Annotated in this window: 23 protein-coding genes, 1 tRNA gene and 2 pseudogenes; 9 read left to right on the top strand and 17 right to left on the bottom strand. The window is 70.6% G+C overall.

Annotation, left to right across the window (positions count from 1 at the left end; all coding sequences use genetic code 11):
• Window positions 1–49: 49 nt before the first annotated feature.
• The 3 genes from ACWFR4_RS13745 to ACWFR4_RS13755 form a co-directional block, all read right to left on the bottom strand.
• Window positions 50–1,732, bottom strand: coding sequence for an IclR family transcriptional regulator domain-containing protein (locus ACWFR4_RS13745; RefSeq protein ID WP_453465735.1), 1,683 nt, complete (start codon window positions 1,730–1,732; stop codon window positions 50–52).
• Between the two features lie 87 nt (window positions 1,733–1,819).
• A complete protein-coding gene (locus ACWFR4_RS13750; RefSeq protein WP_453652459.1) occupies window positions 1,820–2,674 on the bottom strand; it encodes a ParB/RepB/Spo0J family partition protein in 855 nt (284 codons plus the stop codon).
• On the bottom strand, window positions 2,674–3,528 hold the full coding sequence (locus ACWFR4_RS13755) for a nucleotide-binding protein (RefSeq protein ID WP_453465739.1): 855 nt from the start codon (window positions 3,526–3,528) through the stop codon (window positions 2,674–2,676). Before ACWFR4_RS13755 ends, ACWFR4_RS13750 begins: the two co-directional genes overlap by 1 nt.
• 120 nt (window positions 3,529–3,648) lie before the next feature.
• Between ACWFR4_RS13755 and ACWFR4_RS13760 the strand changes: the two genes are divergently transcribed.
• Together ACWFR4_RS13760 and ACWFR4_RS13765 are read left to right on the top strand one after the other, a co-directional pair.
• Window positions 3,649–3,798: a hypothetical protein gene (locus ACWFR4_RS13760; protein ID WP_453652461.1), complete on the top strand. Its 150-nt coding sequence runs from the start codon at window positions 3,649–3,651 to the stop codon at window positions 3,796–3,798.
• 148 nt (window positions 3,799–3,946) lie between these two features.
• Window positions 3,947–4,729, top strand: coding sequence for a membrane protein (locus tag ACWFR4_RS13765; protein WP_453469038.1), 783 nt, complete (start codon window positions 3,947–3,949; stop codon window positions 4,727–4,729).
• A 6-nt stretch (window positions 4,730–4,735) separates the two neighbouring features.
• On the opposite strand, the gene ACWFR4_RS13770 is transcribed toward ACWFR4_RS13765, so the two are convergent.
• The 3 genes from ACWFR4_RS13770 to ACWFR4_RS13780 form a co-directional block, all read right to left on the bottom strand.
• Window positions 4,736–5,032, bottom strand: coding sequence for a DUF6401 family natural product biosynthesis protein (locus tag ACWFR4_RS13770; protein ID WP_453469039.1), 297 nt, complete (start codon window positions 5,030–5,032; stop codon window positions 4,736–4,738).
• 141 nt (window positions 5,033–5,173) lie between these two features.
• Window positions 5,174–5,971: a DUF4389 domain-containing protein gene (locus ACWFR4_RS13775; protein WP_453652463.1), complete on the bottom strand. Its 798-nt coding sequence runs from the start codon at window positions 5,969–5,971 to the stop codon at window positions 5,174–5,176.
• A 221-nt stretch (window positions 5,972–6,192) separates the two neighbouring features.
• Window positions 6,193–7,728 (bottom strand): AMP-binding protein, encoded by a 1,536-nt coding sequence (locus tag ACWFR4_RS13780; RefSeq protein WP_453652465.1) that lies wholly within the window; start codon window positions 7,726–7,728, stop codon window positions 6,193–6,195.
• Window positions 7,729–7,930: 202 nt separating this feature from the next.
• Between ACWFR4_RS13780 and ACWFR4_RS13785 the strand changes: the two genes are divergently transcribed.
• The gene (locus tag ACWFR4_RS13785; protein WP_453652467.1) at window positions 7,931–8,308 is read left to right on the top strand and encodes a nuclear transport factor 2 family protein; all 378 of its coding nucleotides are present in this window, start codon (window positions 7,931–7,933) and stop codon (window positions 8,306–8,308) included.
• A 9-nt stretch (window positions 8,309–8,317) separates the two neighbouring features.
• Here ACWFR4_RS13785 and ACWFR4_RS13790 read toward each other — a convergent pair whose 3' ends face one another.
• The 3 genes from ACWFR4_RS13790 to ACWFR4_RS13800 form a co-directional block, all read right to left on the bottom strand.
• Complete coding sequence (locus ACWFR4_RS13790; protein ID WP_453652469.1) at window positions 8,318–10,900, bottom strand: polysaccharide lyase family 8 super-sandwich domain-containing protein; 2,583 nt, start codon at window positions 10,898–10,900, stop codon at window positions 8,318–8,320.
• Between the two features lie 132 nt (window positions 10,901–11,032).
• Window positions 11,033–11,869 carry an MBL fold metallo-hydrolase gene (locus ACWFR4_RS13795; protein ID WP_453652471.1) on the bottom strand — a complete coding sequence of 279 codons (837 nt, stop codon included), beginning with the start codon at window positions 11,867–11,869 and terminating at the stop codon, window positions 11,033–11,035.
• Between the two features lie 148 nt (window positions 11,870–12,017).
• Window positions 12,018–13,490, bottom strand: coding sequence for an MFS transporter (locus tag ACWFR4_RS13800; RefSeq protein ID WP_453652473.1), 1,473 nt, complete (start codon window positions 13,488–13,490; stop codon window positions 12,018–12,020).
• A gap of 152 nt (window positions 13,491–13,642) precedes the next feature.
• Here ACWFR4_RS13800 and ACWFR4_RS13805 point away from each other — a divergent pair, with 152 nt between their 5' ends.
• Together ACWFR4_RS13805 and ACWFR4_RS13810 are read left to right on the top strand one after the other, a co-directional pair.
• Window positions 13,643–14,584 carry a LysR family transcriptional regulator gene (locus tag ACWFR4_RS13805; protein ID WP_453468688.1) on the top strand — a complete coding sequence of 314 codons (942 nt, stop codon included), beginning with the start codon at window positions 13,643–13,645 and terminating at the stop codon, window positions 14,582–14,584.
• A 97-nt stretch (window positions 14,585–14,681) separates the two neighbouring features.
• Window positions 14,682–15,035 carry an ACP S-malonyltransferase gene (locus tag ACWFR4_RS13810; RefSeq protein ID WP_453652475.1) on the top strand — a complete coding sequence of 118 codons (354 nt, stop codon included), beginning with the start codon at window positions 14,682–14,684 and terminating at the stop codon, window positions 15,033–15,035.
• A gap of 92 nt (window positions 15,036–15,127) precedes the next feature.
• Here the strand turns inward: ACWFR4_RS13810 and ACWFR4_RS13815 are convergent, their stop codons facing one another.
• The 6 genes and pseudogenes from ACWFR4_RS13815 to ACWFR4_RS13840 form a co-directional block, all read right to left on the bottom strand.
• Window positions 15,128–16,096, bottom strand: a complete 969-nt coding sequence (locus tag ACWFR4_RS13815) for an SCO2400 family protein (RefSeq protein WP_453652477.1) — start codon at window positions 16,094–16,096, stop codon at window positions 15,128–15,130.
• Window positions 16,097–16,315: 219 nt separating this feature from the next.
• A complete protein-coding gene (locus ACWFR4_RS13820; RefSeq protein WP_453652479.1) occupies window positions 16,316–17,290 on the bottom strand; it encodes a phage baseplate protein in 975 nt (324 codons plus the stop codon).
• Window positions 17,291–17,444: 154 nt separating this feature from the next.
• Window positions 17,445–17,732 carry an SHOCT domain-containing protein gene (locus ACWFR4_RS13825; protein ID WP_453652481.1) on the bottom strand — a complete coding sequence of 96 codons (288 nt, stop codon included), beginning with the start codon at window positions 17,730–17,732 and terminating at the stop codon, window positions 17,445–17,447.
• Between the two features lie 41 nt (window positions 17,733–17,773).
• Window positions 17,774–18,217 carry a DUF6325 family protein gene (locus tag ACWFR4_RS13830; RefSeq protein WP_453466238.1) on the bottom strand — a complete coding sequence of 148 codons (444 nt, stop codon included), beginning with the start codon at window positions 18,215–18,217 and terminating at the stop codon, window positions 17,774–17,776.
• Between the two features lie 111 nt (window positions 18,218–18,328).
• Window positions 18,329–21,058, bottom strand: coding sequence for a cation-translocating P-type ATPase (locus ACWFR4_RS13835; RefSeq protein WP_453652505.1), 2,730 nt, complete (start codon window positions 21,056–21,058; stop codon window positions 18,329–18,331).
• Window positions 21,059–21,401: 343 nt separating this feature from the next.
• Window positions 21,402–21,548, bottom strand: a pseudogene (locus tag ACWFR4_RS13840) (hypothetical protein); the annotation flags it as partial.
• Window positions 21,549–21,955: 407 nt separating this feature from the next.
• Here ACWFR4_RS13840 and ACWFR4_RS13845 point away from each other — a divergent pair.
• The gene (locus ACWFR4_RS13845; protein WP_453652483.1) at window positions 21,956–22,330 is read left to right on the top strand and encodes a hypothetical protein; all 375 of its coding nucleotides are present in this window, start codon (window positions 21,956–21,958) and stop codon (window positions 22,328–22,330) included.
• Between the two features lie 115 nt (window positions 22,331–22,445).
• Here the strand turns inward: ACWFR4_RS13845 and ACWFR4_RS13850 are convergent.
• Window positions 22,446–22,519, bottom strand: a tRNA-Gly gene (locus tag ACWFR4_RS13850).
• Window positions 22,520–23,044: 525 nt separating this feature from the next.
• Between ACWFR4_RS13850 and dcd the strand changes: the two genes are divergently transcribed.
• The 3 genes and pseudogenes from dcd to ACWFR4_RS13865 all read left to right on the top strand — a co-directional run.
• Entirely contained in the window at window positions 23,045–23,620 is a 576-nt protein-coding gene (gene dcd, locus ACWFR4_RS13855) for a dCTP deaminase (RefSeq protein ID WP_127827666.1), read from the top strand.
• 8 nt (window positions 23,621–23,628) lie between these two features.
• The gene (locus tag ACWFR4_RS13860; protein ID WP_453652485.1) at window positions 23,629–24,138 is read left to right on the top strand and encodes a phosphoribosyltransferase; all 510 of its coding nucleotides are present in this window, start codon (window positions 23,629–23,631) and stop codon (window positions 24,136–24,138) included.
• A 57-nt stretch (window positions 24,139–24,195) separates the two neighbouring features.
• Window positions 24,196–24,315: pseudogene (locus ACWFR4_RS13865) on the top strand (SAM-dependent methyltransferase); the annotation flags it as partial.
• 119 nt (window positions 24,316–24,434) lie between these two features.
• Here ACWFR4_RS13865 and ACWFR4_RS13870 read toward each other — a convergent pair.
• Window positions 24,435–24,875, bottom strand: a complete 441-nt coding sequence (locus ACWFR4_RS13870; RefSeq protein ID WP_453466232.1) for a hypothetical protein — start codon at window positions 24,873–24,875, stop codon at window positions 24,435–24,437.
• Window positions 24,876–25,491 lie beyond the last annotated feature (616 nt).

Below are 25,491 nucleotides of genomic sequence, written 5' to 3' on the forward strand. Positions count from 1 at the left end.
CTTCCATTGACCTCCGTCGCCCTCCGATCCGCAACATTGCGGCCGGTTCCTATGCCGCGGCGATGCGGGCGAACCGCCCGGCGACGTGCAGATCGGCCTCGATGTGCGAGGCCGTGGCGAGCAGCGCGGGCAGGACCTCGCCGGTGACCCGGGCCAGGTCGCGGCGGCTGCTGTGCGTGGCCACGTTCACCGCGGCGACGACCTGGCCGGCGAGGTCGCGCACCGGCACGGCGACGGAGCGCAGCCCCTCCTCCAGCTCCCCGTCCACGAGCGCGTGGCCCTGGTGCCGTACGTCGTCCAGGAGCGCGCCGAGCCGGTCGGCGCCGGTGACGGTGCGCGGGGTGAGCGGGGCCAGGTCGGCGCGGGCGAGGAACGCGGCACGCTCGGCCGGGGCGAGACCCGCGAGCAGGACCCTCCCCATGGACGTGGCGAAGGCGGGGAAGCGGGTCCCGACCGAGATGTTCACGCTCATCACACGGCTCGTCGCGACGCGTGCCGTGTACCGGATGTCGTCGCCGTCGAGCACGGTCAGGGACACCGAGTCGTGCAGCTGGGCGGAGAGAGCCCGCATGTGGGGCGTGGCGATCTCGGCCAGCGTGAGGTGGGACAGGGGAGGGAAGCCGAGGGCGAGGACGCGGGGCGTGAGCCGGAAACCCCGGCCGCGCGAGGCGACGTATCCGAGGTGCTCCAGGGTGATCAGGGCGCGGCGCGCGGTGGCCCGCGCCAGGCCCGTCGCCGCGGCGATGTCGGTGAGGTTCAGCTCGGCACGCCAGGGCCCGAAGACGGTCAGCACGGCGAGGCCGCGCGCCAGCGACTCGACGAAGTCCCGGCCGAGCCGCTGCTTGGCCTCGGCGGCCCACGCGGCGTCCGGTCCCGTCGCGGCCGGTCCCGTCGGCACGGGGGCGTCCGGCACGGGCCTTCGCAACGCCTCCTCCATCTCCGTGACGGCGTCCCGCAGCCGCCCCAGCATCGCCTCGCGCAGCGAGGCGGCGGTGTGCCGGCTGGTGTGGCTGACGACACTGACCACGCACGCGACGTCACCCCCGGGGCCGCGCACGGGCACGGCGAGCGCGACGAGGCCGGGCTCGATGAGCTGGTCGTCGAGGGCCCAGCCGGCGGCCCCGGCGCGCGCCACACGCTCCTCGAACGGCTCCTTCTCCGCCTCCTGACGGGGCGGCACCGCGGGGAACGCGCGGTCCTCGGGATCCGCGGCCCGGCGCGCCCGCCACCGCTCCCACAGGTCCTCGTCCCACGCACCCGCGAACAGCGGTCCCGGCGCGGTGCGTTCGGCGGGCAGCAGGTCGCCGATGCGGAAGCTCAGCGACATGGCGCGGCGCCGGGTCGCCTGGTGGATGAAGCGGATCCCGTCCCCGTCGGGGACCGCGAGAGAGACCGATTCGTCGAGCTCGTCCGCGAGCCGATCGGCGCGCGGGCCGAGCAGCGCGGGCAGCCGCAGAGCGCCGAGATAGGCGTTGCCCACGGCCATCAGCGGCGGCGCGAGCGTGGCGTCACGCCCGTCGAGGCGCAGGCACCCCATGTGCGCGAGGGTCGCGCAGATCCGGTCGACCGTGGACCGCGCGAGGCCGGTCGCCCGCGCGAGCTCGCTCAGGCTCAGCGTGCCGCCGGCGTCGGTTAGCCGCCGCAGCACGTCGATGCCGCGCATCAGCGGCGCGACGGCCTCCGCGGGCGCCGTGACGTCGGGGTCGAGGGTGGGAACCGGTCCAGTGGACATGTGCGATGACTGCTCTCCGTGGCGCATTCTCAGGCAACGGTAGAGGAATCCCCCCGCCGCCCGGCTCCCGGCCGCCCGCGGATGCGCTCAGCGGGCGAGGAGTTCCAGGATCCGGTCGAGGGCCGCGGGGGCGAGATGGCGGCGGAGGGACTCGACGACCTCTTCCGGGGTGCCCCGGCTGTCGATTTTGATTACGCCGTAATCACGCCGGGCCTTCGGCACGGTCGGCGGGGGTGTGCCGGTGTCGCCGGGGAGCGCCTGCTCCTCCTGGGGGAGGCGGGCGATGCGACGGGCGTCCTCGACCGAGACGCGTCCGTCGGCCAGCGCCTCCTGGAGGTCCTCGCGCAGCTTCATCAGGGACAGGCGCTGCGAGACGAAGCCCTGCGTCTTGCCGATCCGGGCGGCGACCTGGCGCTGCGAGTAGCCGTAGCTCTTGATCAGGCCCTGGATGGCCTGGGCCTGCTCCAGCTCGGTGAGGTCGTCGCGCTGGACGTTCTCGATCAGGGCGTCCTCGTCGGTGCGGGACGCGTCCTCGCGCACCAGGACGGGCACCTCGTCCAGGCCCGCCATCCGGGCCGCGGCGAGCCGCCGGTGGCCGTGCAGGACGACGTACGCGGCCCGGCCCACGGCCTCCTCGTGGTGCGGGTGCGCCGCGAGGAACACGGCGCGGGGGACCACCCCGAGCGCCTGGAGCACCCCGCGCTCGCGCACCGTCTCGGCGAGCCCGTCCAGGTCGCGCAGCTCGTGGCGCGGGTTGTCGGGGTTCTCGGCGAGGTCGGCGAGCGCGACGGTGACGGGGTGCGCGGTGACGGGGTGCGCGGTGTCGCGGGCGGGGTGCGCGCCGTCGCGGGCGACGGGCCGGGTGCCTTCGCCGGCTGCTTCCGTGGCCGGGGCCGCGGCGCCGGAGGACAGCAGGGAGGACAGATCGGTACGGCGCCCCATCAGACGTTCACCTTCTTGGAGTCCCTGGCGTTCCTGGCGCTCTTGGCCTTGGTGCTCTTGGCCGTCGCGGCCTGCGCATCCTGCTTCTGCGCGCTCTTCCCCGTAGGCGTACGGGTGCTGCTCGCGGAGCGTTTGGCGGGGGCCGGGATCGCGGCGAGGCCCACCTCCAGGGCGAGACGGAAGAAGTCCTCGCGGGCCTGGAGCGCGACCCGGTTCGCGCCGTACTGGGTGACGACGAGGCCGTCCGCGGAGGCGCGTGTGTGCAGCTTGTAGTGCCGCACGACCGTGCGGGCCAGCGGCCAGTCCTGGGCCTCGACGAAGGCGCGCGTCTGCTCCAGGTCGGCCTTGCCGTCGCGCGGGTCCCAGTTGTTGATGACCACGCGGTAGGGCAGGCCGCGCGGCTTCACGACGCGCTCGATGGTGCGCTGCGTGGGCTGGAAGCCGAGCGGCTCGGGCTCGATCGGCACGATCACGTCGTGGGCGTTGGACAGGACGGCGCGCAGCGCGTCCGCGGCGGCGCCCTTGCCGAGCGGGTCCTCGCCGGCGGACTCGGCGAGGTCGAGCCAGCCCGGGGTGTCGACGAAGACGTGCTGGGCGGAGGGGATGCGGGAGAGCGCGGCGAGCCCGGCCAGGTCGTCGTGGGCCTGCACGAAGTCGAAGGGGAGGCCGTCGCCGACGCGCTCCGACCACCACACGGCGGAGCCCTGCGGGTCGATGGAGACGGCGACGACGGGCGGCTGCCCGCCCTCGGTCCCCGCGCCGAGCACGTCGGCCGTCACGGCGGCGAGGTTGACGGCGAGCGTGGACTTTCCCACGCCGCCCTTCTGATTGAGGATCACGTGCACGTGGGCCATGCTCACCACACTCCCTGGGAGACCGGCGTAACGCACTAAAATTATGAAACGCGCGAAACGGGTGATTCTGTACCTGGTCACTGTGGCAGTGCGGGCGGGGGCGAGCGGAGCGAACACGCCGTGGGCGGCGGGTGGTTACGCCCAGACATCCACCCGCTCGTACCCCAGGGCCCGCCCTTCGGTATCGCCTCCCTCGGCAAGCCCGGGAACGTCCTGCTCGTGGCCCAGGACGGCGTGCCCCACAAGGACGCGGACGGGCTCGCAGCCTGACCGTCACCCGTCACACGAATGGACGCGGCCGACGGGCCGCGTCCATTCGTGCGCTGATATCCACGAAGGAACACATCACTGCATCTGTGGGGGGCCTGACCGCCCGGCGCGGCAGCGCGTACGGGCCCCATCGAGTGGAGGACCACTCATGCCCCAGCTCGCCGACAGACCCACGCTCGCCGTGGACTTCACTTCGGGCCTCAACGACGCCTGGTCGAAAGTCGCCCAGTTCGTGCCGAAGCTCGTGGGTTTCCTGGTCGTTCTGGCCATCGGCTGGTTCATCTCGAAGATGATCGCCAAGGTGCTCGACCGGGTCCTGCGCCGGGTCGGCTCGGAGAAACTCGCCGAGCGCGCGGGCGCGGCCCGCATGCTCGAGGGCTCCAAGTACGACATGACGGCGATCGTCGTCAAGATCGTGTACTACGCCTTGCTGCTGATCACCCTGCAGATCGCCTTCGGCGTCTTCGGCCCGAACCCCGTCAGCAACATGATCAACGGCATCGTGGCCTGGCTGCCGCGCGCCATCGTCGCGGTCGTCCTGGTTGTCGTGGCCATGGCCATCGCCAACGTCGTGCGCGACATCGTCACCAACTCCCTGTCGTCGGTCTCGTACGGCAGGACCATCGGCACGATCGTCTGGGCCTGCATCGTCGCGCTCGGTGTGATCGCGGCGCTCGGCCAGGCGGGCATCGCCACCACGGTCACCCAGCCGGTCCTGATCGCGGCGCTCGCCGCCGGTGTCGGCGTCATCGTCGTGGGTGTCGGCGGCGGTCTCATCGGCCCGATGCGGCAGCGTTGGGAGCGCATGCTGAACTCCGCCGAGCAGGAGACGGCCAAGGCCCGCGGCGGCATCTCCGCCTATCAGGCGGGGCGCGAGGACGCGCTGACGAATCAGCCCGTCCAGAAGCGCGAGCGCACCGACGACATGTGACAGGTCCTACGCGAGATCGTGCCGTCTCACCAGCCAGCTGATGGCGGTGAGGCGGCACACCGCGTAGTCGTGCCCGACGGGCTCGCGCCAGCCGTTCTCCGTGAGGGCGTCGAGGAAGCCGAGCGCGTAGTCCGAGAGGACCTCCCGGTCGGGGGCCTGCGGCTGAAGCGCGCCCCCGCCCGCCTCAAGCCTGTCCCGCAGCTCCGCGACATGCTGGTCGACGGCGGCCGTGAAGCCGGGCTCGAACGCGAACTCCGCGAAGCGCGGGGCGTACGAGGTGCTGATGCGGGCCAGGGGAGACATGCGCTCCACCGTAAACGGGGCATAGCGCCCCGGAACAGGCCTTTTGTCATGCCATTGGTCACAGGCACAGGCACAGGCACAGGCACAGGCACAGGCACAGGCACCGGCGCGGTCAGGCGTCCGGTCGCGGCCCGCGAGTGATCAGAAGCCGGGCAGTGAGGCCTGTACGGCGGCGGAGCCCTCCGCGCCGTAGCGGGAGCTGTTCGCCACCCCGCCGACGAGACCGAGCACCAGGAACGCTCCGACCAGAATCCTCGCCCATGCCCCCAGGAACAGCGGCCGCGTCGCGGACGGGCCCGCGATGGTGCCGACGACGGCGTCCGGCGCCGACTGGTCGCCGAAGAGCCGCTTCGGGTACGCGGGGGTCAGCAGCAGCACGTACGCGCCGAGCCGCATCCGGTAGCGCAGGACCGCCGCCGTCGCCTCGAACAGCGGCAGCGGCATCCGGCCGAGGAACAGCACGACGAGCCACGACAGTACGGAGACGGCCCACCAGCCGGCGGTGGCGACCACCTCGACGAGCGCCGCGGGGATCACCAGAAGCAGCCGGAACAGCACGGCCAGCCGGTTGAGGTGCACGGACCGCGATACGCGCACCCGCACCGGGTAACCCATCGGTTCGCCCAGTTCGAAGGGCGGATAGCGGCCGGTCAGGAGCATCGCGGAGGCGTTCACGCGGGTGTCGTAGCCGAGGAACCCCGCCAGATACCGCTCGACCGGATCGGGCAGCCGCCCGAGCAGCAGCGCCGCGAACCAGCCGGCGACCACCGCGAAGAACGTCACCACCGACAGCACGGCCAGCATGACGAAGTGCGGCAGGAGCAGCAGGAGCCGCACCAGCACGGAGAGCCGGTTCTGCCGCCCCGGCTGCGGGATGTCCAACTCGGGCAGGGCCTCGGCGCCCGGAATCAGCGAGACCGTGCCGTAGTGGGGTTCCATGCCGGTAACTCTGCCGACGGGAGGGGGCACAGGCACCCCGGGTCGTCCGCCCGAGTGGTCGGCGGGGGCCGGCACGCACGCTCGTGGCGTTGCCGAAGAGCCCTGGTAGCTCCGCTACGAGGGCTCTTCGGCGCCTTGCGATCGCACGCACCGGCCCCCGCCGGGGCCGCTTTCGTACGGACGGCAGGCATCGACGACGGGCCCCGACTCCGGCGGGAGGCTCAGCTCACCCCTCGGTCCCGGCCCTCCCAATACGGCGCCCGCAGCTTGTACTTCTGGAGTTTGCCCGTTGCCGTGCGGGCCAGTTCCTCGCGGAACTCGACCGACGTGGGCGCCTTGAAGCCGGCCAGGCGTTCCTTGCAGTGGCGGATCAGTTCGTCCTCCGTGACCGTCGCGTCGGGGGACCGGACCACGAGCGCCTTGATCGTCTCGCCCCACTTGTCGTCCGGGACACCGATGACGGCGACCTCGGCGACGTCGGCGTGGCTGAAGAGGGCGTCCTCCACCTCGATGGACGACACGTTCTCACCGCCGGTGATGATCACGTCCTTCTTGCGGTCGCTGATCGTCAGATAGCCGTCCTCGTCGACCGTGCCGCCGTCGCCCGTGTGGAACCAGCCGCCGGCGAGGGCCTTCGCGCTCTCCTCGGGCTGCTCCCAGTAGCCCTCCAGGATCACGTTCGACCGGGCGAGCACCTCGCCCTCCTCGTCGGTGCGCAACGTCACGCCGAGCGCGGGCGCCCCGGCCCGTACGAGCTTCTCCGCGCGTGCCGACGTGTCCAGCTCGTCCCACTCGGCGCGGCCGCGGTTCACCGTGAGCAGCGGCGACGTCTCCGTGAGGCCGTAGATCTGGATGAACTCCCAGCCGAGTTCCGACTCGACGCGGGCCACCGTGCGGGTGGGCGGCGGCGCCCCGGCGACGATGATGCGGACCCGGTCGCGCCCCGGGATCGCGCCGTTCCAGGAACGGGAGGCGTCCAGAACGGCGTTGACGACGGCGGGCGCGGCGCACATCACGGTCACGCCGTGCTCGTCGACGCGGCGCAGGATCTCGGCGCCGTCGACCTTGCGCAGCGCGATCTGGCGCACCCCGAGCGCGGACATGGCGAACGGCATGCCCCAGCCGTTGGCGTGGAACATCGGCAGCGTGTGCAGGTAGACGTCCCGGTCGGTGACGCCCGCGTGCAGGGCGAAGGTGACGGCGTTGACCCAGATGTTGCGGTGGGTGATCTGGACACCCTTGGGCCGGGCGGTCGTGCCGCTCGTGTAGTTGATCGTGGCGGTGGCGTTCTCGTCGGGCGTCCAGGGGCTGGGGTCCGTGCCGAAGCGGTAGAGCTCGGAGTCGACGGCCGCCCCGATGGTGAAGCGATGCTTGGCGGGGACGCCGGCGAGGCGGTCCGTCAGTTCGGGGTCCACGAGGAGGACGTCGGCGCCCGAGTGGGAGACGACGTAGCTCACCTCCTCCGCGGTGAGGCGGAAGTTGACCGGTACGAGGACGCGGCCGTAGCCGCTCACCCCGAAGAACGAGGTCAGCAGCCGCGCGCTGTTCGGCGACACGACCGCGACGCGCGCGCCGAGCGGCACCCCGAGCGCGTCGAGCCCGGCGGCCTGGGCGCGCGCCAGCTCGGCCACCCGGCGGTAGGTGAGGTCCTCCCAGGGTTCGGCCGGCTGGACCGGCTCGTCGACGACGCCGATCCGGTCCCCGTAGACGGTGGCGGCACGTTCCAGAAAATCAAGGGCCCCGAACGGGACGAACATTCTGGCCTCCCGAGCACAGACGAACAACAACAGATCAGGTTCTGTCCGACCACAGCATGGGTGAACCGGGCCCGCGCGGCATTACCTCCGGCGTAATCGACCCCTGTCCGCCCGCCCGGCAGGCTTGAGGCATCCGGAACCCGGGCGGCGCACTCCTCCCGGGCTCCGGACCCTCGTCCGACCTGGCTGGAGGCCGATCCGTATGTCCGTCATCCCCGTTCACGAAACCGCCGTCGCCCGCTACTTCGAGGCCTGGAACGCCGAGGGCGCGGACGCCCGCGCCGAGGCCGTCGCCGCCGCGTGGAGCGAGGACGGCAGCTACACCGACCCCCTGGCCGACGTGGCGGGGCACGAGGGCATCGCCGCCGTGATCGCCGCGGCCCGTGAGCAGTTCCCCGGATTCGCGTTCCGGCAGACCGGCACGGTCGACGGGCACCACGACATCGCCCGGTTCACCTGGGAGCTGGTGTCCACCGCGGACGGCTCCGCGCCCGTCTCGGGGTCCGACGTGATCTCGCTGGCCAAGGACGGCCGGATCCATACGGTGCAGGGGTTCTTGGACCGGATACCGGCGGCGTGACGACTCCCGCTAGCGCAGCGTCACCGTGAGGCTCCGCCCGTACGTGTGGCGGGTGTCCACGTCCAGGCGGGTGCCGCCGTGGACGCGGGTCACCCGCACCTGCGGGTCCGCGGTGACCTTGCTCAGGGGGCGCCCGTGGAGCAGCACGGACACGGTGTCGCGCTGCGTCGTCGGGTCCGCGACCGCGACGGTGACCGGGTCGCCGTGGCGCCGCCCGCGCCGCACGAGCACCGACGCGGGGCCTTCGACGCGCAGCCCCGCGGTCTCGTGGCGGCCGGGCGTGAAGGTGTTGGCGGCGGTCAGGCCGAGACCCTTGTGGGTGACGGCCTGGAGGCGCGGTGTGTTCGCGTGGACCGTCAGCGGGCCGTCGTGGCGGGTGTACGAGCGCAGGGCGGCCTCCGCCGCGTTCGGCACCAACGCATAGGCCAGACAGGCCGGTTCGGCTCCCGCCGCATGGTCGACCGTCACACCGAGGACCGTGCGGGTCACCGCGGTGTCCGGGTTCGCGGTGCGGACCACGCGGCGGCTGCGCGTCACCTCGTCGAGGGCGACCCGCACGCGCGGGGTGTCGAGGAAGACGTAGCCGAGCGACGTGCCGCGGGTCGAGTTGGCGTAGCGCAGCCAGTGCAGGTCCCCGGTGCCGGGGCCGTTCCACGGGCGGCCGTCGCGGAGCGCTCCGGTGACCGTGGTCAGGTCGTCGGGCGCCGCCGTGCGGGAGTCGACGGTCGTCGTCACGGCCCGCCCGGCCGCGTCGCCGACATCCGCCGCGAGGACCACGATCTCGTCGTCGAACAGGAACCACGACTTCGTCGACGTCGCGTTGCGGTAGACCACGAAGTCGTCGGGCAGGACGCCCTTCTGCTTGTCCCGGTACGGCACGTCGTCCGACTGCACCATGGCGGCCGCGCCGTACGCGCCGAGCACGGCGCCGCCCGAGTGCGGGCCGGTGCCGCACGGGAAGTAGACGTACGTGTTCTGCGACTCGGACGACGACGTGAAGTTCAGCGGGTGGCCCGGGTTGTCGTAGTACGGCTTCCCGTAGAGCTCGGGGACGGTGCGGCGCTCCTCGACCGGCGCGGTGACCCCGGCCAGCGCGTACGGCGAGACCGTCGTGAAGTGGTCGACGCCGTACGCCTGCGTCTGGTCCTGGCCGGACAGGTACAGGTAGTACGCGCCGTCGCCCTGGAACCACGGCATGAGGTTCTCGCCGCTCATGTACTCGTACTTGCTGATGCGGCTCGAACTCCGGGCGAGCGCGAAGGCGTAACCCGGCCTGCGGTGCACGGTCCGGTCCATGGCGTTGAACGCGACCGTGCGCGACGCGGGGTTGAGGTCCTCGGCGGGGACGGACGCGTCGCCGGTGATGTCGGCGTAGCGCGTGATGCTCACGGGGGAGACGAACGAGGACGGGTCGAGGGCGGCGCGCGAGGTGGCCCGGATGTGTTTCACGTAGCTCTTGAGGGCGGCGGCGTCGGTGCCGGCGGCGTCTTCGGCGAGTGACGCCAGATCCACGACCGCCTCGACGACGATCGCGACGTCGGTGTAGCCGGTGTCCGGGCGGGACACCGCCCGGCCCTTGACGATCTCCATCATCCAGCCCTCGAAGATGAGCGGCGCGAAGCCGTTCCGTACCCAGCCCACCACGGTCGGCACCAGCTCGCCGCCGTGCGCGAAGCCCGTGCCGTCGAGGATCTTGAGGGTCTGCACGACCCGCGTGAGCAGGCCCTTCCCGTACGAGCCGGTGTAGGCGACGGACGCGTGCTGGATGAAGGAGCCGTCGGCGTAATAGCCGTCCGTGACCCCGTGCTCGAGCGCGTACGGGTCGATCGTCGCGAAGACGGTGAGCTGGTCGGTGAGGGCCTTGCGGATGCGGGCCTCGCCGTCGGGGGCGCCGCCGCCGTCCCCGATGAGGAGCGCCCCCTGGAGGATGCGGTTCGTGGTGATGTCGGCGAGGTTGGCGCCCGTGTGGAAGCGGGAGTCGAGGTTCACGTCGCCGTCGGTGCCGTTGCGCAGGTACGCGTCCATCGAGGCGACGTAGGTGCGCAGGAGGTCCGGGCGGTAGGCGTTCACCTCGGCGGCGAGGAGGACGAGGGTCTTGCTGATGAACTGGGAGAGGCCGATCTCCCAGTAGAACCAGTTGCCGTAGTAGCCCTTGGACTGGTCGCCGTAGTAGCGCTCGTGCAGCCACGTGAGGCCGTCGATGACGCGGCGCTGCACCGCCTCGTTGCCGTACAGGTCGGGGGCCGCGCCCGGCGCGCGCGTCGCGAGGGCGATCTCGTACAACTGCTTGTACGCCGTGTTGAGTCTGCCCTCGTCGGTGCCGAGGACGAGCCCGGCGAAGAGTTCTCCGGGGCCCGCAGCGTCCATCGACTTCAGGTTCGCGCGGGCGGCCTTGTCGATCGCGGCGCGCTTGGCGGCTGTCTCCGTACGGGAGTTCGAGGCCTCGGTCCCCGCGAAGACGCCCACGGTGTTGGCGAGGAGCCGAGCGCTGTCCGCGGCCGCGTCGGCGGCGTTCGCCCGTCCGGTGGGGATCACCGTCAGGAGACCGGCGGCTGACAGGGCGGACAGCAGGCGTCTGCGGGTGATCTCCATGGCTTCCTCCGCCGGTGAGTTGGCGTGCTGGCGCGCGGAGTCAAGCAGATGAGCCCGAGGGCGACAAGAGGACCACGGGCCCGGAGGGGAAAGCGCGTACTGGCCTGTCTTGTACGGGGACCGGCGCGGGGGTCAGACGGGAAGCCAGTCGGCGCCCTCCCCCGCGCCGTCCGGGACGACCTGTCCGAAGACGACGTCCGCGAAGTGGATGCCGAAGCCGAGGGTGCCCGGCTGCTGGAGTTCGCTGATCAGCCTGCGCCGGTAGCGCTCCGACCGGGCCGGGTCGCCTTCCGACACCGTGAACCACTCGGGGTGGCGCACCTGGAGCGGCGAGTGCAGCGCGTCCCCGAACGCGAGCAGGCGACGGCCCCGCGAGGTGATCGTGAAGCCGGTGTGGCCCGCGGTGTGGCCGGGCAGCGCCAGCGTCTGCACGCCCGGGAAGATCTCCTCGCCGGGGACGACGAGCCGCAGCCGGCGCTCCAGCGCGGTGAGCGCCCCGGCGGTCGGCCCCGGCACCTGATGGCGGTTCTCCCACTCGCTCTTCGGCACGGCGAACGTGGCCGCCGTGAACACCGGCGGATCCGTGCACGCCCAGCCGATGTGGTCCCGGTGCAGGTGAGTGAAGGCCACGACCTCTATCTCGTCGGGCCGCGCCCCGAGCCGCGCCAGATTGTCGAGCAGCGAACCGCCGTGCACCGCACCGATGTACGGGTGGTCGGGGTCCTCCGGTACGGAGTGCGGGCCGAACCCCGCGTCGATCAGCAGCGCCCGCCCGTCGGACTGGACGAGCAGGCCGCCGGTGTTGGCGACCAGATGGGCGGTGTCGTTGAGATAGGCGGCACCGACGTCCGCCCGCGGCGGCTCCGGCGGCTTGAACAGCATGGCGCCGTCAGGTACGTAACTGACCTTCAGATCACCCACCTGCACGGAACACACCGCAGATGGCCTGCGCAGTCGCCTGTCGTTCACGGGTCGGTCTCCTTGGTGATGTTCCGAAGGGGCGCGGGTCCGGCCCGCAGAACAACGACAACGCCGGCGCCCCGGACAGGGGCGCGGGGAACTGCGCGAACGGCACGCACGTTCCCCGCGTCCACAATTCCCGCGCCCCGCGCCGCGGTCAGGCGCGCCTGCGCAGCACAGTCGTGGCGAGGGCCGCGCCCACCAGGGCGACAACACCCGCGGTGACCATGCCGGTGTGCAACCCCCCGAGCGTGGCGGCCGCATCAGGATCCGACCCGCCCGAGAGGGCGTTCGTGCGGGCAGCCGCGATCGCGCTGAGACCGGCGACGCCGATCGCGGCGACGTACTGCGGGAGCTGCGACAGGCCGCCGACGACGCCCTGGTCCTCCTCGCTGACGCCCGTCGTCATCACGGTGATGAAGGAGACGACGCTGAAGACGTGGCCGAGGCCCATGACCGAGGACGTGATGATGAGCGGCGCGATGGTGCCGCTCTGCGGCAGGGTGAACATGGCGACGGTGCCGGCGCCCTGGATCAGCAGACCGGCCGCGAGGACCCGCTCGCCGCCGAACCGGCCGAGCAGCTTGGAGACGTACAGGCCGCCGAGCATCGCGGCCGCGCCCTCACCGAGGTAGCTCAGACCGGCCTGGAGCGGGGTGAAGCCGAGGACGTCCTGCATGTAGAGGCTGAGCAGCACGGTCGTGCCGGCGCACATGCCGAAGGTGACGACACCGAACAGGCCGGACCACTTTACGGTGGGGCGGCCCCGGACGCTGAGCGGGATCAGCGGCTCGGGGTGGCGCCGCTCGACCAGGAGGAACGCGCCGAGCAGGACGAGGCCGCCGACGACGGAGCCGAGCGAGTCCGCGCGGACCCAGCCCTTGTCGCCACCGGTGGAGATGCCGAAGACGAGACCGAACAGGCCGAGCGTGGCGAGGACCGCGCCGGGGATGTCCATGCGCTTGGCGGCCGCGGACTCCCGCATCACGGGCAGCGCGAGCGCGCCGGCCAGGGCGACGGCGCCCATGACGCACAGCACGACCATCGTCCAGCGCCAGCTGAAGCCGCTGGTGATGACGCCGCCGCCGAGCGCGCCGAGCACGAAGCCGAGCGACATGACGGCGCCGTTGAGGCCCAGGGCGCGGGCGCGCTGCGGGCCCTCGGGGAAGTAGCCGGTCATCAGGGCGATGGCGGCGGGGGCGATCATCGCGGCGGCCGTGCCCTGGCCGACCCGGGTGGCGATCAGGACGCCGGGGCCGTTGGCGAGGGCGGCGCCCAGCGAGAACAGGGTGAACAGGGCCACGCCGAACGTGAAGAGCTTCTTGCGGCCCACGAGGTCGGCGACGCGGGCGAACAGCGGCAGCAGGCTAGCGGAGGGCAGCAGGCTCGCGGTGGCGACCCACTGGAGCGTGCCGGGCGAGGAGAAGCCGAGGCTGCTGCCGATGTCGGGCAGGGCGACGGTGACGATGGAGAAGTCCAGGCCGCACATGAACGTCGCGCAGCACAGGGTGATCAGGACCAGCCAGCCCCGTGTGCTGAACGAGCTGTCGGAGGGGCCGACGTCGGCGACCGGCGGTGGCGGGGCGAGGACGTCGGTCTCGGTGGGGGGAGAGGACTCGGTGACAGCCATCAGGGGTGTCCTTTCGTATGTGATCGGGCCTGACCAGCATCGAATCGGGGCACCTGCGCAACAAGAACGATCTGTGCAACGATCGATTCGCCGGGCTCATCGTTCGAGGTGAGCGGGTTGGTGAGGGGTACGAGGCCGAGGACGGGGAGGACATGGAACGCCAGGAGATCGAGATCTTTCTGACGCTGGCGGAGGAACTGCACTTCGGCCGGACCGCCGAACGTGTGGGTGTCTCGCAGAGCCGTGTCAGCCAGACCATCGCGCGCGTCGAGCGCCGCATCGGCGCGAAGCTGTTCGAGCGCAGCAGCCGCCACGTGACGATGACGGCCATCGGGGAGCAGCTGAGGGACGGGATCGGCCCTGCTCAGCGCCGTATCGAGGAGGAGATCGCCAAAGCCGCGGCGGCCGGCCGGGGGATCACCGGCACGCTGCGGATCGGCTTCTCGGGGGCGTTCACCGGCCATCTGCTGCACGGCGTCGCCGCGGTGTTCGCGCGCCGTCACCCGGGCGTGGACGTGCAGATCCGCCAGGTGCAGATATCCGACCCGTACGGGCCGCTGCGCGCCGGGGACATCGACCTTCAGGTCACCGAACTCCCGGTGGCGGAGGCCGACTTGACGACGGGTCCGGTGCTGCTGTCGCAGCCGCGGGTGCTCCTGATGCCGTCCACGCACCCGTTCGCGCGGCGCGAGACGCTGAGCGTGGAGGATCTGGCGGAGGCGACGCTGCTGACGGTGACGAGGCCGGTGCCGGCCCACTGGCTGGACCATCACTTCCCGCGGCAGACGCCGTCGGGGCGGCCCATTCCGCACGGCCAGGCGATCACGCACTGGGAGGACGCGCTGTCGCTGGTCCTCGCGGGCAAGGGGGTGACGCCGGTCGCGGCCGCGGGTGTGCGGTACTACGCGCGCCCCGGCCTGGTGTTCCGGCCGTTCAGTGATGCCCCCCGCATCGAGTACGCGTTCATCTGGCCCACCGACCACGAGACGGGCCGGCTGCGGGCGTTCGTGGGTGCCGCTCTGGAGCATGTGCGCTCGCTGGGCGGGCCCACCAGGGCGCTGGAGACCCTGTGGGAGTCCGAGGGCGGCGCCTGAGGGACGTCAGGGCCGCGGACGGTGGTGCGGGGCAGGGTCAGCGGACGGCTCCCGCGGCGGACAGATAGCGCTGGTCGGGGCGGTCCTGGAGCATCGCGTGGTCCTGCCGGTGACGGCCGCCTGCCACAGCCCCTACATGGAGCCCGCGAGCGCGGCCCTGCGCCGGGCCCTCGAGCTGACCCACTTCGCGGCGGGCGTGCTGCCGGTCGTCGCGAACGTGGACGCCCGCGCGCACTACGGCGGCAGCCAGTGGCGGGAGCTCAGCACCCGCCAACTCGTCAGCAGGGTCCGCTGGGTCGAGTCCCTGAACACGCTCCACGAGGAACTCGACTGCACCGCGTTCCTGGACATCGGCCCCGGCGGCACGCTCGCGGGCCTGACCCGCAGGGCGCTGCCGGGTGTACCGGCCCACAAGTTCACGGCGCCGGCGCCACTGGTGGTGGCGGCGTAGCAGTCACTTACGTCGGCACGCGCGTCGGTACGCGCAGAGGCCCGGCCCGGGGGTCAGAACCCCGGGCCGGGCCTCGGTCGTTGCGGCGGAACTCAGCTGATGCAGAGAAGGCCGAGCACGCAGATGGGCTCGGGTGACGCCGTGCTGGGAGCGGGCGTCGTCGCCTGGTCCCCGCCGGACGACCCCGTACCCGTACCCGTACCCGAGCCGGAACCCGTATTCGTGCTTCCGCCGGACTGGCCGGCCGATGCGGGCGAAGAGGTCTGCGGGGCAGGGGCGGCGGGCGCCGCGGTGTGCGCGGCGGCGGCCGGCGCTGCGGCGGTGTGCGGCGCGGCACTCCGGGCCGGGGCAGCGTGGCGCGGGGCGCCGGTCGGCGCGGTGGACGCCGCCGGGGTGGGCGTGTTGGCCGGGCGGGCGTGGCGCGGGCCGGTGGACTTGTGTGAACGGTCGCTGCCGCTCCGCGAGGCCCGGTCGTCCGGCGTGTCCGTCGCGACGTCCGTGTTGGCCAGGGCCGGAGAGGTGGTCACCGGGTCCGGGGCCGCGGAGGCGTGGGTGCGGTCGGGGGAGGCGTCGTTCGGCAGCGCGGCGATGGTGAGCCCGCCACCGACGATCGCGACGGCGGTCGCGGCGACGGCCCTGCGCTTGTTCTTCTTCCACTGCGCCAGCTTCCGCCGCCGTGCGGCGCGGCCGCCCTGCGAAGCGGCCACGGGCGCCGAGACGCCCACGGAAACGGTGGCGGCCTCGCCGCCCGCGCCCTCCGCGTCGAAGGCCTTGGCTGCGGAGAAGGGGTCGAAGTCGTCGAACGGGTCGGCGGAGCCGGAAGCGGCGTACGCCCCGGAGGCACCCGCGGAGCCGGCGCGGTGGCCACGGTCGGCGGCGGGGGAAGCCCCGAAGAACGACGAGGAGGCCGAGGCCGACGAATGCGCCGAGGGGGCCGAGGACGAGGGGAACGACGAGAGCGACGTCGTCGCCGGCGGGGCTATGTCCGGGGCGTATGCGCCGCAACCCGGGCACACCAGCGCCCCGTTGAGGGTCCGACGGCAGGAGGAGCAGTAGTCCATTTCGATCTTTCTGTGGCTGACTGCGCCGCCGGGACGCCGGGCATTTGGTCACGTTCGCACGCGAGATCGAGCGGCCAGCAACGCTATCGACGCTTTCCGAAGGCGATGCGTGCGCGGTGTGATGCTCCTGCGAAGATGTGTGACCGCTGTGACGGAAGGGGCCCGGACCGCAGCAGCGATCCGGGCCCGTCACCTCACAAGCTCGTTACCTCTTGCCCCTCAGACCAGTGCGTTCTTGTAAAAGATGCTGGAACGCCGGTCGCCCTCGTCGCCGGAGGCGAAGCCGAGGAAGAGACGTGACTCACCCGCGTCGGTGCGGTAGATCGCGAGCCCCTCGGGCTCCCGGTAGACCAGCGTGGAGCCGGCCTTGGTCAGGATGGGGCCCTGGGCGATGGCACCGGTGTTGATGTTGATGCTGGTGATGTACGTGTTGCCCGGGTCGGGGTTGGACGCCGAGTAGCCGTCACCGGTGATGAAGTACATGTACGAGCCGTAGAGCGTGTATCCCTGCGGCGTGCCGGAGATGGCAGGCGGGGTGAACATGGCGACGGGCGAGCTGAAGTCGCCCTTGTCGGTGTCCGCGATGTCGTAGACGGCGATGTGCTTGGCGCCGTCCTTGTGGTGGCGGACGATCATGCGGTTGTAGACCGGGTCGATGGAGCAGGTGTACTCGGTGGCGCCGGAGACCGGCTGGAACTTCCCGAACCCCTGCGACGCGGCGTCGACGGTGGTCCCGGGGTTGTACCCGATGAAGGCGAGCTTGGTGCCGTAACCGTTGCCGTTCGCGTCGGTCTCGATCCACAGGTTGCTGGTGCTGCCGACGGGCCGCACGCCGAAGGCGACGCCGTGCCCGAAGCCGTTGAGGTGCATGTACGACACGTAGTTGCCGGCGAAGTCGAGCTCGCTGATGCACAGGTCACCGGCCGACTCCGGGCTGTCCAGCCGCTTGGCGGCGACGAACAGGCGCTTGTTGACCGAGTCGAACGCGAAGCTCTGCTGGACGCGGTTGCTGTGCAGGTTCTTGTCGCGGAACAGGTCGTACGACGGCTGCGACAGATCGAACCGTGAGGTCGCGCCCACCGAGGCGGCTGCACTCGCGGCACCGTACCCGACCCCGAACGCGGCAAGACCCACTCCGGTAGCGGTGCGCAGCAACCCTCGACGAGTCAGTGACGTACGGGAGTTGTGCTCCATGAGGGAACTCCTGAGGAAGAGTGGAATCGAGTCCCCAGACTTTACGCAAGGGGGATCCCGTGCTCTTCGGCCGTACGTCTACCGGCTGCCGGTTGCGCTGACTTACCGTCACGCGGCTCAGCGGCTCAGCGGCTCAGCGGCTCAGCAGATCCGGTCAGGACTGGAGAAGCCTGCGCTTCTGCTCCTCGAACTCGCTGTCGGTGAGTACGCCCTGGTCCCTGAGATCGCCGAGCTGCTTGAGCTGATCGATCTTGCTCGTCATATCGGTGGCCGCGGGCGCGGCCGGGGGAGGGGCCGGGGGCGCGGCGGGAGGTGCCGGAGCTTCGTACTCCTGCTGGGCAGCCCAGCGTCCCTGCTGGCGGCGGCTCACACGGTTCGACACGGCGGTCGCCGTTCCGGCGACCACTGCCGTGCGCGCGACCCCACGGAGTAGACCTGGCATGGCGGTTTCCCTTCTGCTCCTCGGCGGCTGTCGGCAGCCGCTCAGTCAGCGGCTTCCGTGCTGTCGAGCGCGGCCAGGATGGCAGGCGCCGGGATCCGCCCGGAGGCGATCATCCTGGCGCCGCCTCGGCGGAGAGCTGCGGCGAAGGGCGCGGCCCAGCGGTTCTCGTAGACCAGGACGCCGGCGGAACTGCCGGGCTCCAGGGCATTTGCGGCCTCCTCGATGTCGTCCTGGCCCAGGAGGCCGGACGACACGCCTTCGAAGACGGCCAGGTCGAGCTCGCCGTCGCCGATGAGGTCGGCGAGCTCCAGACCGCTCACGGAGCCGTCCTCCTCCTTCCTGACGAACGTCAGGTCGAGGATGCGAATGAGGCCGCGGTCCACGAGATCGACGAGGAGGGGCAAGCCCTCTCCCGTCATGCGGCTGCCGGGGAACTCCACGACCACATAGTCGATCGGCCCCAGTTCTTCGACTTCGTCGTTCACGGCGTAACCCCTGTGTCCGTAAGCCCTGGTGTTCGTAGCCCCCGGTGTTCGTGGCTCTCCCCGTAGACCCATTGCATCACCGGACCAGTGCCCCCGCACGTCGGTACGCGTTCACCCGGCCGTTCTCGACCGGCGGGTCAGGAGCTTCCCCAGTTCCCACAGGAGCAGCAGCGCGACAGCGGTCAGCAGTGCCCAGCCGTACTGTCCGGCGGTGATCGAGCTCGTCCCCAGGAGGCGGCGGAAGCCGTCCAGCTGGGTCACCAGCACCGAGAGCACCAACTGGGCCAGGGCCACCCAGTTCATCTGCCGGCTGTCGAACGTGGACGGGGTCAGTACGGACTCCGTCTCACTGCGGCATTCGAACGCGGCCACGATCAGACAGAGTGCGAAAGCGGTGAACGCGATCGACTGACCGGTCTCGACGCTGTCGAAGCGGGCCTGGCCGAGCTTGATCAGCCCGAGCAGGCCGCAGGTGATCGCGAGACCGCCGAGCCCGACCGTGACCAGTACGGGCCGGGTGAGCACGGACTCCCCACGCGGACGCGGCCTGCGGCGCATCAGCCCCGGGTTCTCCTGGTCGAAGCCGAGCGCGAAGCCGAACGAGGCGTTGACCACGAAGTGGATCCACAGCACCTGCGGCGGAGTGAAGGGCTCACCCGCCGCGATGTTGAGGACGGTGGCCCCGAGGAACGTCAAGACGAAGACGACCAGCAGCAGCAGGACGAACCGGATGTACTTGGTGAGGTTGTCGTAGATCGTCCGGCCCTGTTCCACGGCATAGACGATGGTGGCGAAGTTGTCGTCGGAGAGGATCATGCGGCCGGCGCTCTTCGCCACCTCCGTGCCGCTGCCCATCGCGATGCCGATGTCTGCGGCCTTGATGGCGGGCGCGTCGTTGACGCCGTCCCCGGTCATCGCCACGACGTCGCCCTTCTTCTTGAGCGTGTCGGCGAGCAGCACCTTGTGCTCCGGCGCGACCCGTCCCACCACGCCGATGTCGTCGATGCGGGCCAGCCGCTCCCTCTCGCTCATCGCGGCGAAGTCGGCGCCGAGGACGGCCTCTCCGGGGATACCGATCTGCCGGGCGATCGCCGCCCCGGTGGTGACGTCGTCGCCGGTCACGAGGCGGACCCGGATGTGCGCCGCCCGGGCGTCCGCCACGGCGCCCGCCGACTCCTCGCGGGGCGGATCGACCATGGCGACGAGACTGGCCATCCGCAACTCGGTGACGTACGCGAGCAGATCGCCCTCCGCGTGGAAGGCGGCCGGGTCGAAATCCCGGGTGGCCGCGGCCATCACCCGGCGCCCCTCGCCGCCCATCCGCTCGGTCGCCGCCTCGGCGCGGCCCTGCAGACCGGCGTCCCACGGGACGGTCTCGCCCGCCGCGAGCGCGGTGTCGGCCCGCGCCATCACCGCCGGCGCCGCGCCCTTGACGAAGCACCGCACGACCGGCCGGCCGGCGGCGTCGAGGGCCGAATGGAAGGTGGCCATCAGTTTGTAGTCCGGGTCGAACGGCAGGGTCGCGAGGCGGGGGAGACGTTCCCTGGTGGCGTCCGTGTCCAGCCCCGCCTTGTGGGCGAGCACCAGCAGCGCGCCCTCCGTGGGGTCGCCGACCACCTCGCCGTCCACCAGCTTCGCGTCGCTGGCCACGAGGTACGGCAGGATCGCGTCCTCGATGCCCGCGGCGGACCCCGCGGCATGGTGGATCCGCCCCTCCAGGCCGTAGCCCGTGCCGGAGACGGTGTATCGGTCGGTGGGAGTGAGCACCTCGACGGCGGTCATCTGGTTCATCGTCAGGGTGCCGGTCTTGTCCGAGTTGATCGCCGAGGTGAACGCGAGGGTCTCGACCGACGGGAGTTCCTTGACGATGGCGTTCCGTTTCGCCAGGTTGAGGCTCCCGACGGAGAGGATCGCCTGGGTCACGGTCGGCAGGGCCTCGGGGATGGCCGCGATGGCCAGGGAGACCGCGCTGACGAACAGCACGTCCCACGCCTGGTCCCGGCTGCGCCCCAGGGCGAACATCACGATCATCGTGAGTCCCGCCGCCCCCGTGATCCACAGTGTCAGTCTGTCGAGCTCCTTCGTCAGCGGCGGGACCTCCTTCTCGGTGGCCGCCAGCATTCCGGAGATCTTGCCCAGCTCGGTGCCCGCGCCGATGGCGGTCACCACGAGCACACCGCTGCCATGGGTGACCGGGGTGTTCATGAACGCCATGTCGGTCTGGTCGCCGGGCGGCAACGGCCGCCCGCCCGGCAGCGTGCCGGAGTCCTTCGCGGCGGGCACGCTCTCACCGGTGAGAGCCGACTCGTCGATCTGCAGGGCGCTGGCCTCGATGATCCGTCCGTCCGCCGGTACCTGGTCCCCGGCGGAGAGGAGCACGACATCGCCGACGACGAGCTCCTCCGCGGGGATCTCGGCCTCCGTGCCGTCCCTGCGCACCCGCGCGGTGGCCTTCATCATCGATTTCAGCGCGTTCATCGCGCTCTCGGCCTTGCCCTCCTGACGCAGGCCCACGACCGCGTTCAGCAGGGTCAGCGCGAGGAGCAGGACCGCGGTGGTCCACTCCCGGATGAGCAGGGAGACCGTCGCCGCGGCCACCAGGACGATCTGCATATAGCTGCGGTACTGGGCGAGGAACCGGTGCCAGCCCGGAGCCCGTGCCTCCTCGGGCAGTGCGTTGGGGCCGTGCGCGGCACGGAGTTCGGCGGCGCGTGGCGCGGCGAGCCCGACCGCCGGATCGACCCCGAGGGCCGTCGCGACCTCCTCCGGGGAACGCGCGTACCAAACGTCGTCCTGCGAAGCCCGCGACTGTACGCCCGCGGAATCCGGCTGCACCGTCATCGCCCTGCCTCCGATCCTGGCCGGTCGTCGCCTCCCGCCCGCTGTCTTGTCGGCCCAGCGGCGCTTCTTCCTGGCAGCCGACGGATGCCGGGCCGCGTACGGATCGGCCGGAATCCCCGGGGGAGCCTCCCGCTCCAGCTTCCGCGCGGCGGCGCGCAGGTCCTCGAGCGCCGCGTCGTCCACCTCCGGGTACCGGGGATCGATGTCCGTCAGGGTGCGCGCGAGGACCGCCGCCGTGCAGATCCGCGCGAACCACTTCCGGTCCGCCGGCACCACGTACCAGCGCCCATCTCGTACTCGTCGCCGACAGCATTTCGGAGAACGCGCGCTGGTAGTCGTCCCAGTGGCGTCGCTCCCGGACGTCGACCGCGGAGAACTTCCAGTTCTTCTCGGGCAGGTCGAGCCGCTTCAGGACGTTCCATGCCGATGTCCTCCAGCCCGCGCGCCCCGCGAGTGGGTGCTCACAGTCATTCTCGGTTCGGACGGACAAGATCGCCTCCCGAACCCGGCGCGGGAAGCTCCCCGAATCACCCCCGTCGCGCCGCCGCCTCAGGTACCGCCTCGGAGCACGGCCTCAGGGCCGAAGTGAAAGCCCGAGGGCGTAGCTCGTTACGTTCCAGGCCGGTGTGCGGTCGGCTGTCGGTGCACGGCTGGTACACGGCTGAACGCATTCGAGCGTGTCCGAACCAGCGTAATTCCACGACGAATTAGCCAATCGGTCCGAACTCGCCGGACATGACGAACCGTCATGGTGCTTTATATGGCCGGGATTCGCGGAAATTCCCGGTGGGCCCGGCCCTCTCGCATGCCGCTGGATCTCCAGCGCAGTTGCGGCGCCCCTATGGACGACTAGAGTGAATTTGGCCCTATGTGGGAAACTGGTCCAAGGGGATAGTTATGCTCGCAATGCAAAGAAAGCGGGTCGTCCTTAGCTCGGTCTTCGTCGCCGCAACCATTGGCCTTGCGCCCCTCGGCTGGACGCAGGCTTCCGCGGCCACACCGAGCGAGACCCACGTCAGCACAAGTACAACTGCCAAGGTTCCCGAGTCGCACCAGGACTACCGGCGCGGCTTCAAGGACGGCTTCAGATCCGGGTTCCGTCAGGGGTCGCACAACTGCCACCGGCACGGTCACGGGAACGACCGCGGGGACGGGAAGGGCCGGCAAGCCGCCACCGTCGTGCACAAGAACGCACAGCAGGACTACCGGCGCGGTTTCAAGGACGGCTTCAAATCCGGGCTCCGCCAGGCGCAGAGGTCGTGCCACCACTGAACGTGTCGTAGTTCCTCGAACCCGAGGCGTCAGCTGGTAGGTCAGGCCCACATCCACCGTCGCATCGGAAGCGCACAGCAAAAAGGCCCCGGTCACTGACCTGGGCCCTTTACGGTGGAGCGGGTGACGAGAATCGAACTCGCACTCTCAGCTTGGGAAGCTGATGTTCTACCACTAAACTACACCCGCGTAAGACGCCGGTTGAACCGGAGTCGTAGCGTTGCACACTGTACCCCATGCCAGGCCCCCGGTGCTTTCACCGTGGGGCCCGGCTGCGTTGTGCGTGCTGGATGTGACTGCGGGTGAAGGGAGTTGAGGCGTACGGTGGGGCCGGCTTCGAGGGTCCTTCCGTGTCCGGAGTGCCGCCTGGAGCGGCGTCCCTTTCATCCCGTAATGTGACCCATCGTTGTCGGCCAGAAATGGCTGAGTGGCTCGTGGGGAAGGGACTCTGGGACTCGATGGAGCGCACATTCGTCCGTTGTGCCGAGGGGCACGTGTTCAGCACCGCTTCGTTCCCGATGCAGCAGGCCGACCGGCTCGGACCCGGCCGGCTGATCCGATGTCCGCGGTGTGCGCGGCTGAGGAACGCGGTTCCTGTGGAGTTCGAGAAGCGGTAGCCGGCGCGTAGCTGAAGGACAGGCGCGCGGGTGCGCCACAGTCGCGGTGCAATGGCCGGATTGTGGCGGGCCCGCGCGCTCTGCGTATCCTCGCTACGTGCTTCTCTCAGACAAGGACATCCGGGCCGAGATCGACGCCGGGCGGGTCCGCATCGATCCGTATGACGAATCCATGGTGCAGCCCTCGAGCATCGACGTGCGGCTCGACCGCTACTTCCGGGTGTTCGAGAACCACCGCTACCCGCACATCGACCCCGCGGTGGAGCAGGCCGACCTGACGCGCCTCGTGGAGCCGGAGGGCGACGAGCCCTTCATCCTCCACCCCGGCGAGTTCGTGCTCGCCTCCACGTACGAGGTCATCTCGCTGCCGGACGATCTCGCCTCGCGCCTCGAGGGCAAGAGCTCCCTCGGCCGGCTCGGGCTCGTCACGCACTCCACCGCCGGCTTCATCGACCCCGGGTTCTCCGGGCACGTCACGCTGGAGCTGTCGAACCTCGCGACGCTTCCGATCAAGCTGTGGCCGGGCATGAAGATCGGGCAGCTGTGCATGTTCCGTCTGAGCTCGCCCGCCGAGCACCCGTACGGCAGCGAGCGCTACGGGTCCCGCTACCAGGGCCAGCGTGGGCCCACGGCCTCCCGCTCCTTCCTCAATTTCCATCGAACGCAGGTGTGAGCAGCAGCATGAGTGACGTACGCGAGAACCTTACGTACGAGAAGTTCGGCACTGCCGTGCGCGAGCTGGCGCAGACGATCGCCGACGACGGGTACGAGCCGGACATAGTGCTGTCCATCGCGCGGGGCGGCGTCTTCGTGGCCGGCGGGCTCGCGTACGCCCTCGACTGCAAGAACATCCACCTCGTGAACGTCGAGTTCTACACGGGCGTGGGGACGACGCTCGATATGCCGGTCATGCTGGCGCCCGTGCCCAACGCGATCGACTTCTCGGACAAGAAGGTGCTCATCACCGATGACGTCGCCGACACCGGGAAGACCCTGAAGCTGGTCCACGACTTCTGCCTCGACACCGTGGCCGAAGTGCGCTCCGCCGTGATCTACGAGAAGTCGCACTCGCTCGTGAAGTGCGAGTACGTGTGGAAGCGCACGGACGACTGGATCAACTTCCCGTGGAGTGTCTTGCCTCCAGTACATAAGTCTGGCGAGGCGCCCAAGGAGAACAAAGAAGCGCTCTGACCTGTGATGCTTCGCACCTCTAGAGCGTGACGGATACGCCAAGGCCCCTCGGGTGATCACAAGCCCGCAGTGTGGGAGCGGCACCTGACCCGGGCCGGTTTCGCCACGGCCAAGGCCACCGTGGCGGAGGCCCCAACGCGGGGGTACATCGGCACCCTGATCGTGCAGGCGGAGGCGCCGGTAGCGGGTTCGTCGTGCCGCCCAAGAAGGGCTGACCGAGTACACGCTCGGGCCACGTACAGGCAGGCCTTCGCCGAGTACGGGCGGAGCGAAGCGAGGACTCCTCCAGCAGTCTTCTAGTCACCGACGCGCGGACCGAGCTGCACCATGATGACGATGCAGCCGATGACGAACGGGCTGAGAGCCAGCAGCGCGAAGCCTGTGCGCTGGGCGAGCTTTCCGACAGCCGGCGGTTTTGCCGTGGCATCCTCGGGCCGCCTCGGCGCGTAGTACACGGTGGCGATCTCGCCTTCGAGGATCGTCAGCGGAGCGTCCTCCTCCGCGAAGCGCACGGTTCGGCCCTTGTGCGTGGTGAACTCGAAGACGTGGTGCCGGGTCGTGGTCAGCGACGTGTCGCCGCCACCGCTGATCGTCGCGTATGTTCGCAGGCAGTGGGCCTCGGCGGTGAGGCCGTGCCACGACTCGTAGGTCCGACGGGCCTTGTTGATCACCTTGGCCATGCCGAAGAGCGCCAGCGCGATGACGAGCGACGGCACGCCGTACACCAGCATTTCCATAAGCCCCCCCGTGGACCGAGAGCCGGCCGCGCCGCCGACCTGTAGGGAACGTATCTCTGTCACAGGCGCGGGAGGCTCAAAGGAAGCTCAGAGGTCGTTTATCCCGACCTCTGAAGAGTGACCCTGCCCACCTTGATCGTCTGGGGATGTGGACTCCGTATGGATTCCGGAGACGACATCGGCCCCTCGAAGAGATCTTCAGGGGGCCGACAAAGGTCAACTGACCTGGGAACTAATCCCGGTGGGCGCGGACGGTTTCGAACCGCCGACATCTGCCTTGTAAGTTCGCTCCAACTCGACCTTGGCTGGGCCCAATTGCCCGCACAGGACCCATCTGCATGCGCCCAAAGCTGCGGCTGTGCGTGGGCGTTGATGTCAGCGTTGGATGTCAGCGGAACAGTTCCGGCAGGACAGATCGGCACTCGTGTCGCTGGGGCACCTGCGTCCAGGTGGCGAGAAGCGGGTGACGTCCGCGGGAGTGGTGTATTGACGGCCACTCGGTGATCTCGTTTTGAGGCTACGCGGTGAGTTCGGTGGGCAGGTCGGTCTCGCTGGTTTCTGACTCGATCGGGTGGAGGCGGGCCTTGGCCAGCAGGTCGAGTCCCATGTAGCGGCG

The sequence above is a fragment of the Streptomyces sp. NPDC055140 genome, assembly GCF_053607285.1.